This window comes from Kitasatospora sp. NPDC087271 (genome assembly GCF_044744605.1).
In the GTDB taxonomy this organism is placed as follows: domain Bacteria; phylum Actinomycetota; class Actinomycetes; order Streptomycetales; family Streptomycetaceae; genus Kitasatospora.
Map to the genome: position 1 here is coordinate 161070 of NZ_JBIUYQ010000004.1, position 13296 is coordinate 174365.

At 73.4% G+C, this 13296-nt stretch carries 12 protein-coding genes; 5 read left to right on the forward strand and 7 right to left on the reverse strand.

Annotated features, from left to right (window positions below):
* Positions 1-19 precede the first annotated feature (19 nt).
* The 3 genes from ACIO9K_RS09545 to ACIO9K_RS09555 all read right to left on the reverse strand — a co-directional run bounded on the left by ACIO9K_RS09545 (position 20) and on the right by ACIO9K_RS09555 (position 2460).
* Entirely contained in the window at positions 20-262 is a 243-nt protein-coding gene (locus ACIO9K_RS09545) for a DUF6011 domain-containing protein (protein WP_363619179.1), read from the reverse strand.
* Between the two features lie 206 nt (positions 263-468).
* Positions 469-804, reverse strand: coding sequence for a hypothetical protein (locus ACIO9K_RS09550; RefSeq protein ID WP_400328191.1), 336 nt, complete (start codon positions 802-804; stop codon positions 469-471).
* A gap of 102 nt (positions 805-906) precedes the next feature.
* Positions 907-2460, reverse strand: coding sequence for an MFS transporter (locus ACIO9K_RS09555; protein WP_400328408.1), 1554 nt, complete (start codon positions 2458-2460; stop codon positions 907-909).
* 262 nt (positions 2461-2722) lie between these two features.
* Between ACIO9K_RS09555 and ACIO9K_RS09560 the strand changes: the two genes are divergently transcribed.
* Together ACIO9K_RS09560 and ACIO9K_RS09565 are read left to right on the forward strand one after the other, a co-directional pair.
* Positions 2723-3718: an AsnC family transcriptional regulator gene (locus tag ACIO9K_RS09560; protein WP_363585379.1), complete on the forward strand. Its 996-nt coding sequence runs from the start codon at positions 2723-2725 to the stop codon at positions 3716-3718.
* A gap of 82 nt (positions 3719-3800) precedes the next feature.
* Positions 3801-4568: a TetR/AcrR family transcriptional regulator gene (locus tag ACIO9K_RS09565; RefSeq protein WP_400328193.1), complete on the forward strand. Its 768-nt coding sequence runs from the start codon at positions 3801-3803 to the stop codon at positions 4566-4568.
* Here ACIO9K_RS09565 and ACIO9K_RS09570 read toward each other — a convergent pair.
* On the reverse strand, positions 4555-4896 hold the full coding sequence (locus ACIO9K_RS09570; protein WP_350877776.1) for a helix-turn-helix domain-containing protein: 342 nt from the start codon (positions 4894-4896) through the stop codon (positions 4555-4557). The two genes, ACIO9K_RS09565 and ACIO9K_RS09570, sit on opposite strands and share 14 nt — an antisense overlap.
* 205 nt (positions 4897-5101) lie before the next feature.
* Between ACIO9K_RS09570 and ACIO9K_RS09575 the strand changes: the two genes are divergently transcribed.
* Both ACIO9K_RS09575 and rarD read left to right on the forward strand, forming a co-directional pair.
* Positions 5102-5950: an SDR family oxidoreductase gene (locus ACIO9K_RS09575; RefSeq protein ID WP_363585377.1), complete on the forward strand. Its 849-nt coding sequence runs from the start codon at positions 5102-5104 to the stop codon at positions 5948-5950.
* Between the two features lie 176 nt (positions 5951-6126).
* A complete protein-coding gene (gene rarD / locus ACIO9K_RS09580) occupies positions 6127-7095 on the forward strand; it encodes an EamA family transporter RarD (RefSeq protein WP_400328195.1) in 969 nt (322 codons plus the stop codon).
* Between the two features lie 50 nt (positions 7096-7145).
* Here rarD and ACIO9K_RS09585 read toward each other — a convergent pair whose 3' ends face one another.
* Genes ACIO9K_RS09585 through ACIO9K_RS09595 form a run of 3 tightly spaced genes read right to left on the reverse strand, consistent with a single transcriptional unit; the run spans position 7146 to position 10446 of the window.
* Positions 7146-8081 carry an ABC transporter permease gene (locus ACIO9K_RS09585; RefSeq protein ID WP_400328196.1) on the reverse strand — a complete coding sequence of 312 codons (936 nt, stop codon included), beginning with the start codon at positions 8079-8081 and terminating at the stop codon, positions 7146-7148.
* Positions 8068-9153, reverse strand: coding sequence for an ABC transporter ATP-binding protein (locus tag ACIO9K_RS09590; protein WP_400328198.1), 1086 nt, complete (start codon positions 9151-9153; stop codon positions 8068-8070). Before ACIO9K_RS09590 ends, ACIO9K_RS09585 begins: the two co-directional genes overlap by 14 nt.
* A 3-nt stretch (positions 9154-9156) precedes the next feature.
* The gene (locus ACIO9K_RS09595; protein ID WP_400328200.1) at positions 9157-10446 is read right to left on the reverse strand and encodes an outer membrane lipoprotein carrier protein LolA; all 1290 of its coding nucleotides are present in this window, start codon (positions 10444-10446) and stop codon (positions 9157-9159) included.
* Positions 10447-10628: 182 nt separating this feature from the next.
* On the opposite strand from ACIO9K_RS09595, the gene ACIO9K_RS09600 reads away from it, so the two are divergent.
* Entirely contained in the window at positions 10629-13235 is a 2607-nt protein-coding gene (locus tag ACIO9K_RS09600) for a bifunctional FO biosynthesis protein CofGH (RefSeq protein ID WP_363619185.1), read from the forward strand.
* The last annotated feature ends 61 nt before the right edge of the window (positions 13236-13296 follow it).

Here is a 13296-nt window from a genome sequence, read left to right on the forward strand (position 1 = left end):
GCCCGTCACCCGACGCCCGTCACCCGATGCCCGGCAGCGGATCCTGGTCGACGTCGAAGCGCGCGACCCGCTCCGCCGGATCGCGGCACTCCGGGCCGAGCCGCAGGATCCGCGACTCCGGGTCGTGCAGCGGGCGATGGCAGCGGCGGCAGGTGACACGGGGCCGGATGGCCTCGGGAGTGTCGGTGCCCGGGATCGGGTCCGGGCCGCCACCGGTCGAGCCGCCGCCACTCGGGCCGTTGCTGGTCGGGACGCTGGTCATGGGGAGACGTTAGCCCGGCCTCGGGGAACACCGGTACAGCGGTTGGTGCCGAGCTTGATCATGGTCGGCTAGGACCTCTCTTTCGGATCTTGTCGAATCAGCGCGGCATCGGGCGGCCGGGAAGACCGGAGTGAGCAGGCCTGAACGTCTGCGTGGAACGGGAGAGGAGCCGGCGTCGACTGGTTGATCGGCTTCTGGACGCGGGGTCAGCCGTGGTACTCAAAGTCCTCGATGCAGAAGCAGGCCGCGCTGACCGAGGTGTCCCCTGCCCGCTCCGCCCGTGCCCACACCTGGGAGTCGCCCGGGCTGATGTCCCCGCCGCAACCCATGCGCAGGTCCAGGCCGCGGTCCTGGATGTAGCGGATGATGTCCGCCTCGACGGCGGAGGGCTTGCGGCCGATCAGTTCGATCCCGCAGAGGGACACTAGGGGGCCGCTGCGCCCGTGGACGCTCACCCGGACCAGCACGGAACCCCTGCCCGCCTGCGACGCGTAGAAGTAGTGCGCGCTCGCCCCAGCCCGGGCGTAGTACTCCTTGCTCACGTGCCACTCCTCGGGAGTGCCCTGGCCCTCCCAAGGGCTGCCCACCGGGAAGGGGTGGTGGGGTGCAGTACCACCGCTGTCGGTCCCCCTGCTTCCTGTTCCTCAGGCTGGCTGCGCCGCAACCGGGACCGCGGCCTGCTCCGCTTCCGGCACTGGCCGTCCCGGACCCGCCGCCCTCGGTGCCGCGCTCGACGGGCTCTTCAGCAGCAGGGCGCAGGCCAGCGCGGCCAGCAGGGCGAGGCCGGCGGAGACCAGCAGGCACAGCCGCATGCCGTCCAGGAAGGAGTTGCTCAGCGCGGTCAGGGCCTGTCCCGTGGCGGGGCCGAGGTCGAGTCCGGCGACGGCGCCCAGGCCGTGTTCGCGGGCGGAGTCCAGGACACGCGCGCCGGTCTGGGCCGGGACGCCGGCGTTCGCGAGCTGTGCGGGCAGGGCGTTCAGGGCACGGGTGGTGAGCAGCGCCCCGAGGACGGCGGGGCCGAGCGCGGCGCCGACCTGGCGGATCGCGTTGTTGCCGGCCGCGGCCATCCCGGCCAGGTGGAAGGGAACGGCGGAGACTGCGGAGGCGGTCATCGGGGTGAGCACCGCGCCCATGCCGAGTCCGAGCAGCACCAGTCGCCAGGTCAGCGCCGCGTAGGAGGTGTGGGCGTCGACGCCGGTCATGGCGAACATCGCGGCGGCGACCAGCGCCAGCCCGGAGGTGATCAGCACCCTCGGCGGGATCCGGTGCATCAGGCGTCCGACAGGGAGGCCGGCCACCAGCGAGGTGCCGGACACCAGCACCATCCGCAGTGCCGCCTGCATGGTGCTCAGGTGCTGGACCAGGCCGAAGTACAGGCTGAGCACGAAGAAGAAGCCGATCAGGCCGAGGAAGCTGACCACGGCCACCAGTGCGGTGGCGGTGAACGCGGGGCTGCGGAACAGCGCCAGGTCCAGCATCGGGCTGGTACTGCGGAGTTCCACCAGGACGAAGGCTCCGGCGGCGACCGCGCCGAGCGTCAGCGCGGTGATCACAGCGGGTTCGTCGAAGCCGTCCGCGCCGCCCTCGATGACGCCGTAGACCAGTGCGGTGACGGTGGTGGCGGCGGTGATCTGGCCGGGCCAGTCGAGCCGGCGGCCGTGCGGGGCGCGCGAGTCGGGCAGCCGGAACGCGGCGACGGCCAGCAGGGCCACGGAGAGCGGTATCGGCAGCAGGAAGATCCAGCGCCAGGTGGTGTGCTCCAGCAGGGCGCCGCCGATCAGCGGGCCGACGGCGAGCGGGGCCGTCAGGCTCATCGCCCAGAAGCCGATGAACTTGCCCCGCTCACGGTGGTCGGGCACGGCATGGCTGATCAGTGTGAGTGTGGTGGGCAGCAGAGCGGCGGCGCCGATGCCGGAGACCGCCTGCCCGACCCACAGTGCCTGCACCGAGCTGGACAGCAGCGAGATCGCGGCGCCCAGCGCACAGAAGACCATGCCGGTCTGGAAGACCTTCTTGCGGCCGTGGACATCGCCCCAGACGCCGGTGGTCAGGATCAGCGCGGCCATCGGCAGCACGAACGCGTCCGACACCCAGGACAGTTCGGAGGTCGACGTGCCCAGCGCGCGCTGGATCGCCGGCAGGCTCACCGACACGGTGGTGACGGGCAGGTAGGCGACGAAGACACCCAGGCAGGCCATGACGAGCGTGGCGGCCCGTCCGGCCCTGAGGTCCGGCGTCGTTGTGGAGTTCACGGGGTCGTTCCTTCGGCTGCTGCGGGGGAGGCCCCGCATTCTCGGAGCGCCGCCGGGAGCGTGCGCCCGCTCCCGGGGGCGACGGCCGATGGCAGCCGCCCGTGGAGCCGCCGATCAGCTTCTCCCCGAAGCGCCCGAAACCCGCAGTCGATCCCAAGAAGCCTCCCGGAACCTCCGCCTGAGCGCCTGGCGATGGGACCATTCCTCCATGGCTGATGATCTGGACCGCAAAATCATCCACGGTTTGCAGTGCGCGCCCCGGGTCTCGTTCCGGCGGCTCGGGGAGGTCATCGGCGTGTCCGAACAGACTGTGGCGCGCCGCTACGCCGCCCTGCGGCGGGACGGCCTGCTGCGCGTCGTCGGACTGGGCAACCTGAACGCCGACGGCCAGGCGGAGTGGATCGCCCGGCTGCGCTGCCGACCTGATGCGGTGGCACCGCTGGCCCAGTCACTGGCCCGCCGGTCCGAGGTGGCGTACGTCGGCATCGCCTCCGGCGGCTCGGAGATCATCTGCATCATCCGGTCCCCCGCCGGAACCGACCATGACGACCTGCTGCTGCGCCAGCTGCCGCGAGCGGGCGCGGTCCTGGACGTGAACGTCGACCTGGTCGTGCGTATCTACGGCGGTCCCGGAACCGCGCCCTGGACCGACCCCGACGCCTCGCTCACCCCCGAACAGGTGCGGCGGCTGACCTCCGGCCACCCCACCCCCGCAGTGGCCTCGTCGACGCCCCTGGGTGAACAGGACCTGCCGCTGCTGCGCGCGCTCGCCGAGGACGGCCGGGCCACCCATACCCACCTGGCCAAGGTCACCGGCTGGTCCAAGCCCCGGGTCGCCCGTCGCCTGGAGGCACTGGAGGCAGCAGGCTCGCTCACGTACGACGTCGACACCCTGGCCGAGCGCCTCGGCTACCGGCTCAACGCCACCCTGTGGCTGCAGGTCGACCTACCGCGGCTGCACCAGGTCGGCGAGGAGGTCGGCGGCCACCACGAGTGCGCGTTCGTCGCCGCGATCAGCGGACGCCACAACCTGATGGCCGTGGTCGCCTGCCGGGACACCCCCGACTTCTACCGTTACCTCACCGGCCGCCTGGCCCACGTCGAGGGCATCCGCGGCTACGAGATCAGCGTCCGGGTGAACCGGCTCAAGCAGTCCGCCTCGCTCATCCACCACGGGCGGCTGATCCACCCGGCGCTCGTATGACGCCGGCACCGGGCTGCCGGACCGCTGAGCGACCGGCCGTCGCTCCGTCGAGCTGTCGGCGGGGCCGTGAAAAGATCCCCCCATGGCCACGGACCGCAGCAGCGCAGGAGATCCGGCGCGCACCCTCGCCCTGCTCTGGGGGCTGACCGCCGAGGAGAAGCCCGGCCGGCGCGGCCCGCGGCAGGCCCGGTCGACCGGCGAGATCGCCGCCGTGGCCATCGCCCTGGCCGATGCCGAGGGCGTGGACGCCGTCACCATGCGCCGGGTGGCGCAGGAGCTGGGGCTGTCCCCGATGGCGCTGTACACCTACGTCCCCGGCAAGGCCGAGCTGCTCGACCTGATGCTGGACACCGTCTACGCGACGACGCCGCGCAGCACCCCCGCCGACGACGGCTGGCGGGCCAGGGTGACCGCCGTCGCCGACGACAACCGGGCGCTGCACCGAGCCCACCCGTGGGTCTCGGCGGTCTCCACCAGCCGCCCGCCGCTCGGCCCGGGCCTGATGGCCAAGTACGAGTACGAGCTGCGCGCCTTCGAGGGCACCGGCCTGCCCGACGTCGAACTGGACGCGGCGCTCACCCACCTGCTGGGCTTCGTCCAGACCTGCGCCCGGATGGCCGCCGACGAGCGCGCCGCCCGGCAGGACAGCGCGATGACCGACGCGCAGTGGTGGGCCGCCAACGCCGAGCTGCTCGCCAAGGTCTTCGACGCCGAGCGCTACCCGGTCGCGGCCCGGGTGGGCGCCGCCGCCGGCGAGGTCCACGGCGGCGCGTACGACCCGGACCACGCGTACGCCTTCGGCCTGGCCCGCGTGCTGGACGGGCTGGCGGCCCTGATCAGCGAACGCTAGGCCGGGCGTCGTACTCCGCGCGGGCGGCCTCGACGGCGGGGACCCGCTGCTCGGACCAGTGCGCGAGGGCGGCGACCAGTTCGGCGGCCTCCCGGCCGAGCGGGGTGAGGCTGTAGTCGACCCGGGGCGGGATCACCGGGTGGGCCTCGCGGTGCACGAAGCCGTCGCGTTCCAGCGTCTGCAGGGTCTGCGCGAGCATCTTCTCGCTGACGCCGGAGACCCGTCGGCGCAGTTCGCTGAAGCGGTAGCCGCGCTCGCGCAGCGCGCCGAGCACGAGGACGCCCCAGCGGCTGGTGACGTGCTCCAGCACGCCCCGGGACGGGCACATGCGGTCGAACACGTCCGCCGGCGGCAGCTCGCGCACCGGGACGGCCGGGCGGCCTTCCTCCAGGGTCTTCATGACTGTCCTGCCATTACCTTCATGTCAGTACCGTACTTTGAAGTGCGTACTTTCGAAAGGTTAGTGCAGTCCCTAGGGTGAGTTTCGAGGCGGGAACCCCGTCGAGGCAGAAACCCACCCAAGGAGCATCCCCATGTACGTCGTCACCGGTGCCACCGGCCAGCTCGGCCGTCTCGTCGTCGAGGGCCTGCTGGCCGCGGTCCCCGCGAGCGAGGTGGCGGTCGCCGTCCGCTCCGCCGAGAAGGCGGCCGACCTGGCCGCGCGCGGGGTGGCCGTCCGCGTGGTCGACTACGACGACCCGGCGTCCCTGGCCGGCGCCTTCGCGGCCGGTGACCGGGTGCTGCTGATCTCGGGCAGCGAGGTCGGCCGGCGGATCCCGCAGCACCGCGCGGTGGTCGACGCGGCCCGTGCGGCCGGCGTCGCGCTGTTCGCCTACACGAGCGCGCCGGGCGCGGCGACCTTCCGGCTGGCCGACGAGCACAAGGCGACGGAGGAGCTGATCCGCGCATCCGGCCTGCCGTCCGTCCTGCTGCGCAACGGCTGGTACACCGAGAACTACCTGGGGGACGCGGCCGGCACGGTGGCGCGCGGCGTGGTGCTCGGCAGCGCCGGGGACGGCCGGGTGGCCACCGCCCCGCGCAAGGACTACGCGGACGCGGCGGTCGCCGTGCTCCTCGGCGAGGGCCACGAGGGCCGGGTGTACGAGCTGAGCGGCGACGCCGCGTGGAGCCTGGCGGAGCTGGCGGCCGAGCTGGCGCTGGTCTCCGGGCAGCCGGTCGCGCACCAGGACGTGGCACCGGCGGAGCACCTCGCGGCGTTGGTCGGCGCGGGCCTGCCGGAGGGCTTCGCCGAGGTGCTGGTGGACGTGGACGCGGGCATCGCCCGTGGCGAGCTGGCCGGCACCCCGGGCGACCTGGCCCGGCTGATCGGCCGCCCGACCGTCCCGCTGGCCGAGTCGGTGCGCGCCGCGCTCCGGGCCTGAGGCGCTCCAGGCCTGAGGCGCTCCGGGCCTCAGGTCCTCCCGCACTCCGGACCCGCCGTGGGCCCGCGTTTCCCGAGGTCAGCGATGTCATGACCAAAATGCGGAAACGGAGATGACAGCCTGCCCCTCCGCCCGCTACCGTCACCTCGACACACGCGCGCGGAGGGCAGGCGGCCATGCCAGAGACAACCCAGCAGGACAGCGGCCGAGGCCTCTGGTACGGCGTCGCGGCCTACGGCATCTGGGGCCTCTTCCCCCTGTTCTGGCCACTGCTGGAGCCCGGCGCCGCCGACGACATCCTGGCCAACCGGATGGTCTGGTCCCTGGTCGCCGTGGTGCTGCTGCTGATCGCCCAGCGGCACTGGAGCTGGATACGCCCGCTGCTGCGCCAGCCCCGCCGGCTCGCCATGCTGGCCGGCGCGGCCACGGTGATCTCGATCAACTGGGGCGTCTACATCTGGGGCGTCAACGCCGGGCACGTCGTCGAGACCAGCCTCGGCTACTTCATCAACCCGCTGGTCACCATCGGCTTCGGCGTCCTGGTGCTCAAGGAGCGGCTGCGGACGGCGCAGTGGGCGGCGGTCGGTGTCGGCGCGGCCGCCGTCGCGGTGCTCAGCGTCGCGTACGGGCGGCTGCCGTGGATCGCGCTCACCCTGGCGCTCTCCTTCGCCACGTACGGGCTGCTGAAGAAGAAGGTCGGGCTGAGCGGCCTGGAGAGCCTGGCGGCGGAGAGCGCCTTCATGTTCCCGTTCGCGCTCGGCTACCTGGTCTACCTGGAGGTCAGCGGGCGCGGCACCTTCGGCCACACGGTGACCGGCTCGTACGGCTGGGGGCACTCCGGGCTGCTGATGCTCAGCGGGGTGATCACGGCGATCCCGCTGCTGTTCTTCGGCGCGGCGGCCGTGCGGGTGCCGCTGACCGTGCTCGGGCTGCTCCAGTACCTGGCGCCGGTGTTCCAGTTCCTGATCGGCGTGGCGGTGTTCCACGAGTCGATGCCGCCCGCCCGCTGGGCCGGCTTCGGCCTGGTCTGGCTGGCGCTCGCGGTGCTCACCTGGGACGCGCTGCGCCAGGTGCGGGCCGACCGCGCGGGGCGGGCCGCGGCCGTGCCGCAGCCCGCCCCCGCGAAGGCGGCCGTCAGGCACTGATCCGCCCCTGCTGATCCGCCGCTTCCGATCCGACCCCGCCGAGGCGCCGGTCAGACGCTGATGTCCCGGCTGGTGAAGCGGGACCAGGCCGCCGCGCCGAACACGGCGACGTAGGCGGCCTGGAGGCCGAGGTCCTTCCACACGCCGTCCCAGTACATCGGCTGGCGCAGGAGGTCCGCGAAGCTGAGCCAGTAATGGGTGAACAGGAACGGCCTGACGGCGTCCAACTGCGGGAAGGCGTCCAGGATCTGCACGGTGACCACCAGCCCGACGGTCGCCGCCATCGCCGCGATGCCGCTGCCGGTGAGCGTGGAGACGAACAGCCCGATCGCCACCAGCCCGGCCAGCGAGGCCGCCACCACCCCGGCCACGAGCACCGCCCGCAGCAGCGCGTCGCCGAAGCCGATGGTGTCGCCGGAGATCAGCGTCACCTCGCCGAGCGGGAACAGCGCGGCGCCGGTGGCCAGCGCCGCCGCCGCGACCGCCACGGTGGCGGCCAGGCAGAACACCAGCCCGGCGGTGAACTTGGCGGCCAGCAGCCGGGTGCGTCCGGCCGGCGCGACCAGCAGGTAGCGCAGCGTGCCGGTGGCCGCCTCGCCGGCGACCGAGTCCCCGGCGACCACGCCGACCGTCATCGGCAGGAACACCGGCAGCGCGACCGCGAGGGCGGTGAAGACCAGGAACAGGCCGTTCTGGGTGGTCTGCGCGATGAAGTTCACCCCGCCGCCGCCCTCGTGCGGGCTGCCCGTGTTGAGCTTGACGACCACGCCGATCAGGATCGGCAGCACCGCCAGGATCCCCAGCAGCACCTTGGTACGCATCCGGCGGAAGGTCAGGTGCAGTTCGTTGCGGAACAGCGCCAGGAACCCGGCCGCCGTCTGCGGCCTCCGCCCGGTCCGGACCGGCTGAGCCCCGACCGGCACCGCCCCGGCCTGCGACATCCCGGCCTGTGACACCCCGGCCTGCGACAGCTCAGCCTGCGACATCGAAGCCCTCCCCGGTCAGCGCCACGAAGGCGTCCTCCAACGTGCCCCGCTCCAGCCCGAACCCGTGCACCCGCACCCCGGCCTCGACCAGCGCCGCGCACAGCTTCGGCAACGCCTCCTCGACCGGGGAGCCGAGCGCGCCGAGCTCGCCGTCCACCCGCCCGTCGCCGGGCAGCAGGGAGCCGACCCGGTGGGCCGCCAGCACCTCCACGGCGTGCGCCACGTCCGGCGTGCGGACCACCAGCCGGCCCTGCGCGCGGGCGGCCAGTTCGGCGACGGTGCCCTGCACCACCAGCCGGCCCCGGGACATCACCGCCGCGTGCGTGCAGACCTGCTCGATCTCGTCCAGCAGGTGCGAGGAGAGGAACACCGTGGTCCCCTCCGCCGCGACCTCCCGCACCAGCGCCCGGATCTCGCGCATGCCCTGCGGGTCCAGCCCGTTGGTGGGCTCGTCCAGCACCAGCAGCTCGCGCGGCTGGAGCAGCGCCGACGCCAGGCCGAGCCGCTGCTTCATGCCCAGCGAGTACGCGCGGGCCTTCTTGGCCGCCGCGGCGCTCAGCCCGACCCGTTCCAACGCCGTCTCGACGCGCAGGCGCCGGGTGCGCGGGTCGGCGGTCGGGTCGGCGGCGTCGAACCGGACCAGGTTGTCCCGCCCGGAGAGGAAGCCGTACAGCGCCGGGCCCTCGATCAGCGCGCCCACCCGGGGCAGCACGGAGGCGACGGACTGCGGCATCGGCTCGCCGAGGACGGTGGCGACGCCGGAGGTGGGGGCGATCAGGCCCATCAGCATCCGGATGGTGGTGGTCTTGCCGGAGCCGTTCGGGCCGAGGAAGCCGAAGACGGAGCCGCGCGGCACGCTCAGGTCCAGGCCGTCCACGGCGAGCTGGCCGCCCCGGAAGCGCTTGGTCAGGCCGCGGGTCCTGATCACGTCGTCGGGACGGGAGGAGCCGGGGGAACCGGGGGAGGAGGTGGAGGGGGAAGAGGAGGTGGAAGGCACGGGGCCCGGGCGCTGCTCGGCGCCCGGACCCCCGGCCGACTCCGTAACGTCCCCCGTTACGGGAGCCTTCGTCATCCGTCAGTTCACCCCGGCGGCGTGCTGGAGCACCGGCAGGGTCACCGCGCCGGCGAACACCCGGCCGTCGTCGGTGACCAGGACGTTCACCACCTTGGTGCTGATCAGCGTGCCGCCGCCGACCGGCTTGCCGAGCGACTTCACCAGCGCCTGCGGGTTCAGGGCCGCGCCCCGGCCGCCGTGCTTGCCGCCCTTGCCGCCGTCCTGCGGCGCGTCGACGGCGCCGCCGGGCAGCTGCGCCGAGACCACGGTCGTCCAGCCCTCGCCGATCACGTTCACGCCGCCGTGGTCCCGGCCCGAGGCGTCCTGACCGGCCTTGCCCCCGGGCGCGGAACCCTTGGGCGCGAAGCCCTGCGGCACCTCACCCTTGGCGCCCCCGTCCGCCTTGTGCTCCGTCACCTTGGCGCCCTTGGGCACGGTGAAGTCGAAGGTCTTGGCGGCCGGCTTGGCGAAGGACACGTCGGTGAAGTGGACGTCCAGCACGGTGGAACCGTCGACGCCCTTGACCACCACCGAGAGCGGCACCCCGTTGTCGGCCGCGACCGCGATCCGGACCTCGGCGACGGTCGAACCGGACTGCGCGGGCTTGACGCTCAGCTGGTACGCCTTCTGCCCGGCCACGTTGGCGGTGCCGGCCACGGTGACCGACGTGGTGCCCGCGCTCGCGGTCAGGAACTGTCGGGCGGCCTCCTGCGGGGTCGTCGGCACCCCGGTCAGCGGGGCCCCGGCGTGCTTGCCGGCGGTGTCGGGGTGCTGGGCGGGCGCCTGGCCGGTCAGGCGCACGGCGGTGTTGGTCGAACTGTCCCAGGCCCAGGCCTGGTCGCCGTTGTGGACGACGGTGTAGCCGGCCATGTCCTCCAGCAGGTCGACCCGCTGGCGGTCCGGGCCGTCCACCGCGACCCGCAGCGTCTGGTCGCCGCCGAGCAGGCCGAGCAGCTTGGCCTGCGGGTCGGCCGAAGAGGAGCCCTGGCCGCCGCCGCGCCCGGCCGCCGCGCCGAGCCCGCCGGCCGCGACGCCCAGCAGCTGGCCGGGCAGGCCGAGGTCGGTGGAGACGGACACCGTGCCGGAGAGGCTCTGAGCGTCGGAGCCGAGCACCTTGGCCACCAGCTGCTCCGGCGTCAGCGAGGGAAGTTCGGGCGGGGCGTCGGCGGCCAGTGCGGGCACCAGGCCGATCCCGGCGGCGATCACCGCGGCCACCGTCAGCGGCACCCCGGCCCGCACCAGCATGCGCCGCCGTGAGCGGTACGGCACGCCGCCGTCCACGTTGTCCCCCGCCGCCGTGTCATTGGTCATGGCGTCCTCAACTCCTCTACGAACACGAGCGATTGGCTGTGCCCCTCCATTAGAGGCCCGCACCCGGGCCCCGTCATCGCCCTGCGGGGCCAGTTCGGGGTAAACCTCACGGGTACATCGACCCTGAGACGCCCTCAGGGTTGGCTACTCCGAACGTACGACACCTGGCGTAGGGTCGCGCCATGGACGGAACCGCCATGGACGCAAGCAACCCCCCGACCGCTAACGCGATGCGGCGCGCCCTGCGCCGAGCCCGGGACGGCGTCGCCCTGGACGTCACCGAGACCGCGGTGCTGCTCCAGGCCAGAGGCGAGGACCTGAACGACCTGTGTGCGAGCGCCGCCCGGGTCCGCGACGCGGGGCTGGCGGCGGCCGGGCGGCCCGGCGTCATCACCTACTCCAAGAGCGTCTTCATCCCGCTCACCCGGCTCTGCCGCGACAAGTGCCACTACTGCACCTTCGTCACCGTCCCCGGCAAGCTGCGCCGGGCCGGCCACGGGATGTTCATGTCCCCCGACGAGGTGCTGGACGTCGCCCGGCGCGGGGCCGAACTCGGCTGCAAGGAAGCCCTGATCACCCTCGGCGACAAGCCCGAGGACCGCTGGCCCGAGGCCCGCGAGTGGCTCGACGCGCACGGGTACGACGACACCATCGCCTACGTGCGGGCGATGTCGATCCGCATCCTGGAGGAGACCGGCCTGCTCCCGCACCTCAACCCCGGGGTGCTCGGCTGGACGGACTTCCAGCGGCTCAAGCCCGTCTCCGCCTCCATGGGCATGATGCTGGAGACCACCGCCACCCGGCTGTGGAGCGAGCCCGGCGGCCCGCACTTCGGCTCGCCGGACAAGGAACCGGCCGTCCGGCTGCGGGTGCTGGAGGACGCCGGGCGCAGCTCCGTCCCGTTCACCAGCGGCCTGCTGATCGGCATCGGCGAGACGTACCAGGAGCGCGCGGAGTCGCTGTTCGCGCTGCGCAAGGTCTCCCGGGCCTACCACGGCGTCCAGGAGCTGATCCTGCAGAACTTCCGCGCCAAGCCGGACACGGCGATGCGCGGCATGCCCGACGCCGAACTGGACGAGCTGGTCGCCACCGTGGCGGTGGCCCGGCACGTGATGGGCCCGGCGGCCTGCCTGCAAGCGCCGCCGAACCTGGTGGACGGCGAGTACGGGCGGCTGATCGCGGCCGGCGTCGACGACTGGGGCGGCGTCTCCCCGCTCACCCCCGACCACGTCAACCCCGAACGCCCGTGGCCGCAGATCGAGCGGCTCGCCGAGCGCTCCGCGGCCGCCGGCTTCGAACTGCGCGAACGCCTCGCCGTCTACCCCGAGTACGTGCGGCGCGGCGAGCCCTGGCTGGACCCGCGGGTGCTGCCGCACGTGCGCGCCCTCGCCGACCCGGAGACCGGGCTGGCGAACCCGGACGCGGTGGTCCGCGGCCTGCCCTGGCAGGAGCCCGAGGACCTGCCCGTCTCGTACGGGCGGACCGACCTGCACGCCACCATCGACACCGAGGGCCGCACCGGCGACCGCCGGGCCGACTTCGAGGACGTCTACGGCGACTGGGAGGTGCTGCGCGAGCAGGTGCTCGCCGAGGGCGCGCCCGAGCGGCTGGTCGGCGACCTGCGCGAGGCGCTGGCGGTGGCCGCCGACGACCCGACACGGCTCACCGACGACCAGGCGCTGGCGCTGTTCCACGCGGACGGCCCGGCCCTGGACGCGCTCTGCCGGATCGCCGACGACGTCCGCCGGGACACCGTCGGGGAGGACGTCACCTACTGCGTCACCCGGAACATCAACTTCACCAACGTCTGCTACACCGGCTGCCGCTTCTGCGCGTTCGCCCAGCGCCGCACCGACGCCGACGCCTACACCCTGTCGCTGGAGCAGGTCGCCGACCGGGCCGCGCAGGCCTGGGAGGTGGGCGCCACCGAGGTCTGCATGCAGGGCGGCATCCACCCGGACCTGCCCGGCACCGCCTACTTCGACATCGCCCGGGCGGTGAAGGAGCGGGTGCCCGGCATCCACGTGCACGCCTTCTCGCCGATGGAGGTGGTCAACGGCGCGACCCGCACCGGGCTGTCCATCCGCGACTGGCTCCAGCGGGCCAAGGAGAACGGCCTGGACAGCATCCCGGGCACGGCGGCCGAGATCCTGGACGACGAGGTCCGCTGGGTGCTCACCAAGGGCAAGCTGCCGGCCGCCACCTGGGTCGAAGTGGTCACCACCGCGCACGAACTGGGCATCCGCTCCTCGTCCACCATGATGTACGGGCACGTGGACACCCCGAAGCACTGGCTCGGGCACCTGCGGCTGCTCGCCGAGATCCAGCAGCGCTCCCTCGCGACCGACGGCACGGGCGGCTTCACCGAGTTCGTGACCCTGCCGTTCATCCACACCAACGCGCCGGTTTACCTGGCCGGCATCGCCCGGCCAGGCCCGACCGCCCGGGACAACCGCGCGGTGGTCGCGATGGCCCGGCTGCTGCTGCACCCGCACATCCCCAACATCCAGACCAGCTGGGTCAAGCTGGGCGCGGAGGGCGCCGCCGAGATGCTCCGCTCGGGCGCCAACGACCTGGGCGGCACGCTGATGGAGGAGACCATCTCGCGGATGGCCGGCTCGGCGTACGGGAGTTACAAGTCGGTGCGCGACCTCCAGGCGATCGCCGAGGCGGCGGGCCGCCCGCACCGCCAGCGCACCACCACGTACGGCGAGGTGCCGGCCGAGCGCCGGGCCGCGGCGCTGGCCTCGGACGGGCACCTGCCGGAGCTGCTGCCGGTCCTGGACTGATCACGCCACCGGCCTCCCGGTTCCGCCGGTCCCGGCCTGCTGGTTCCCCCGGCCTCGGCCT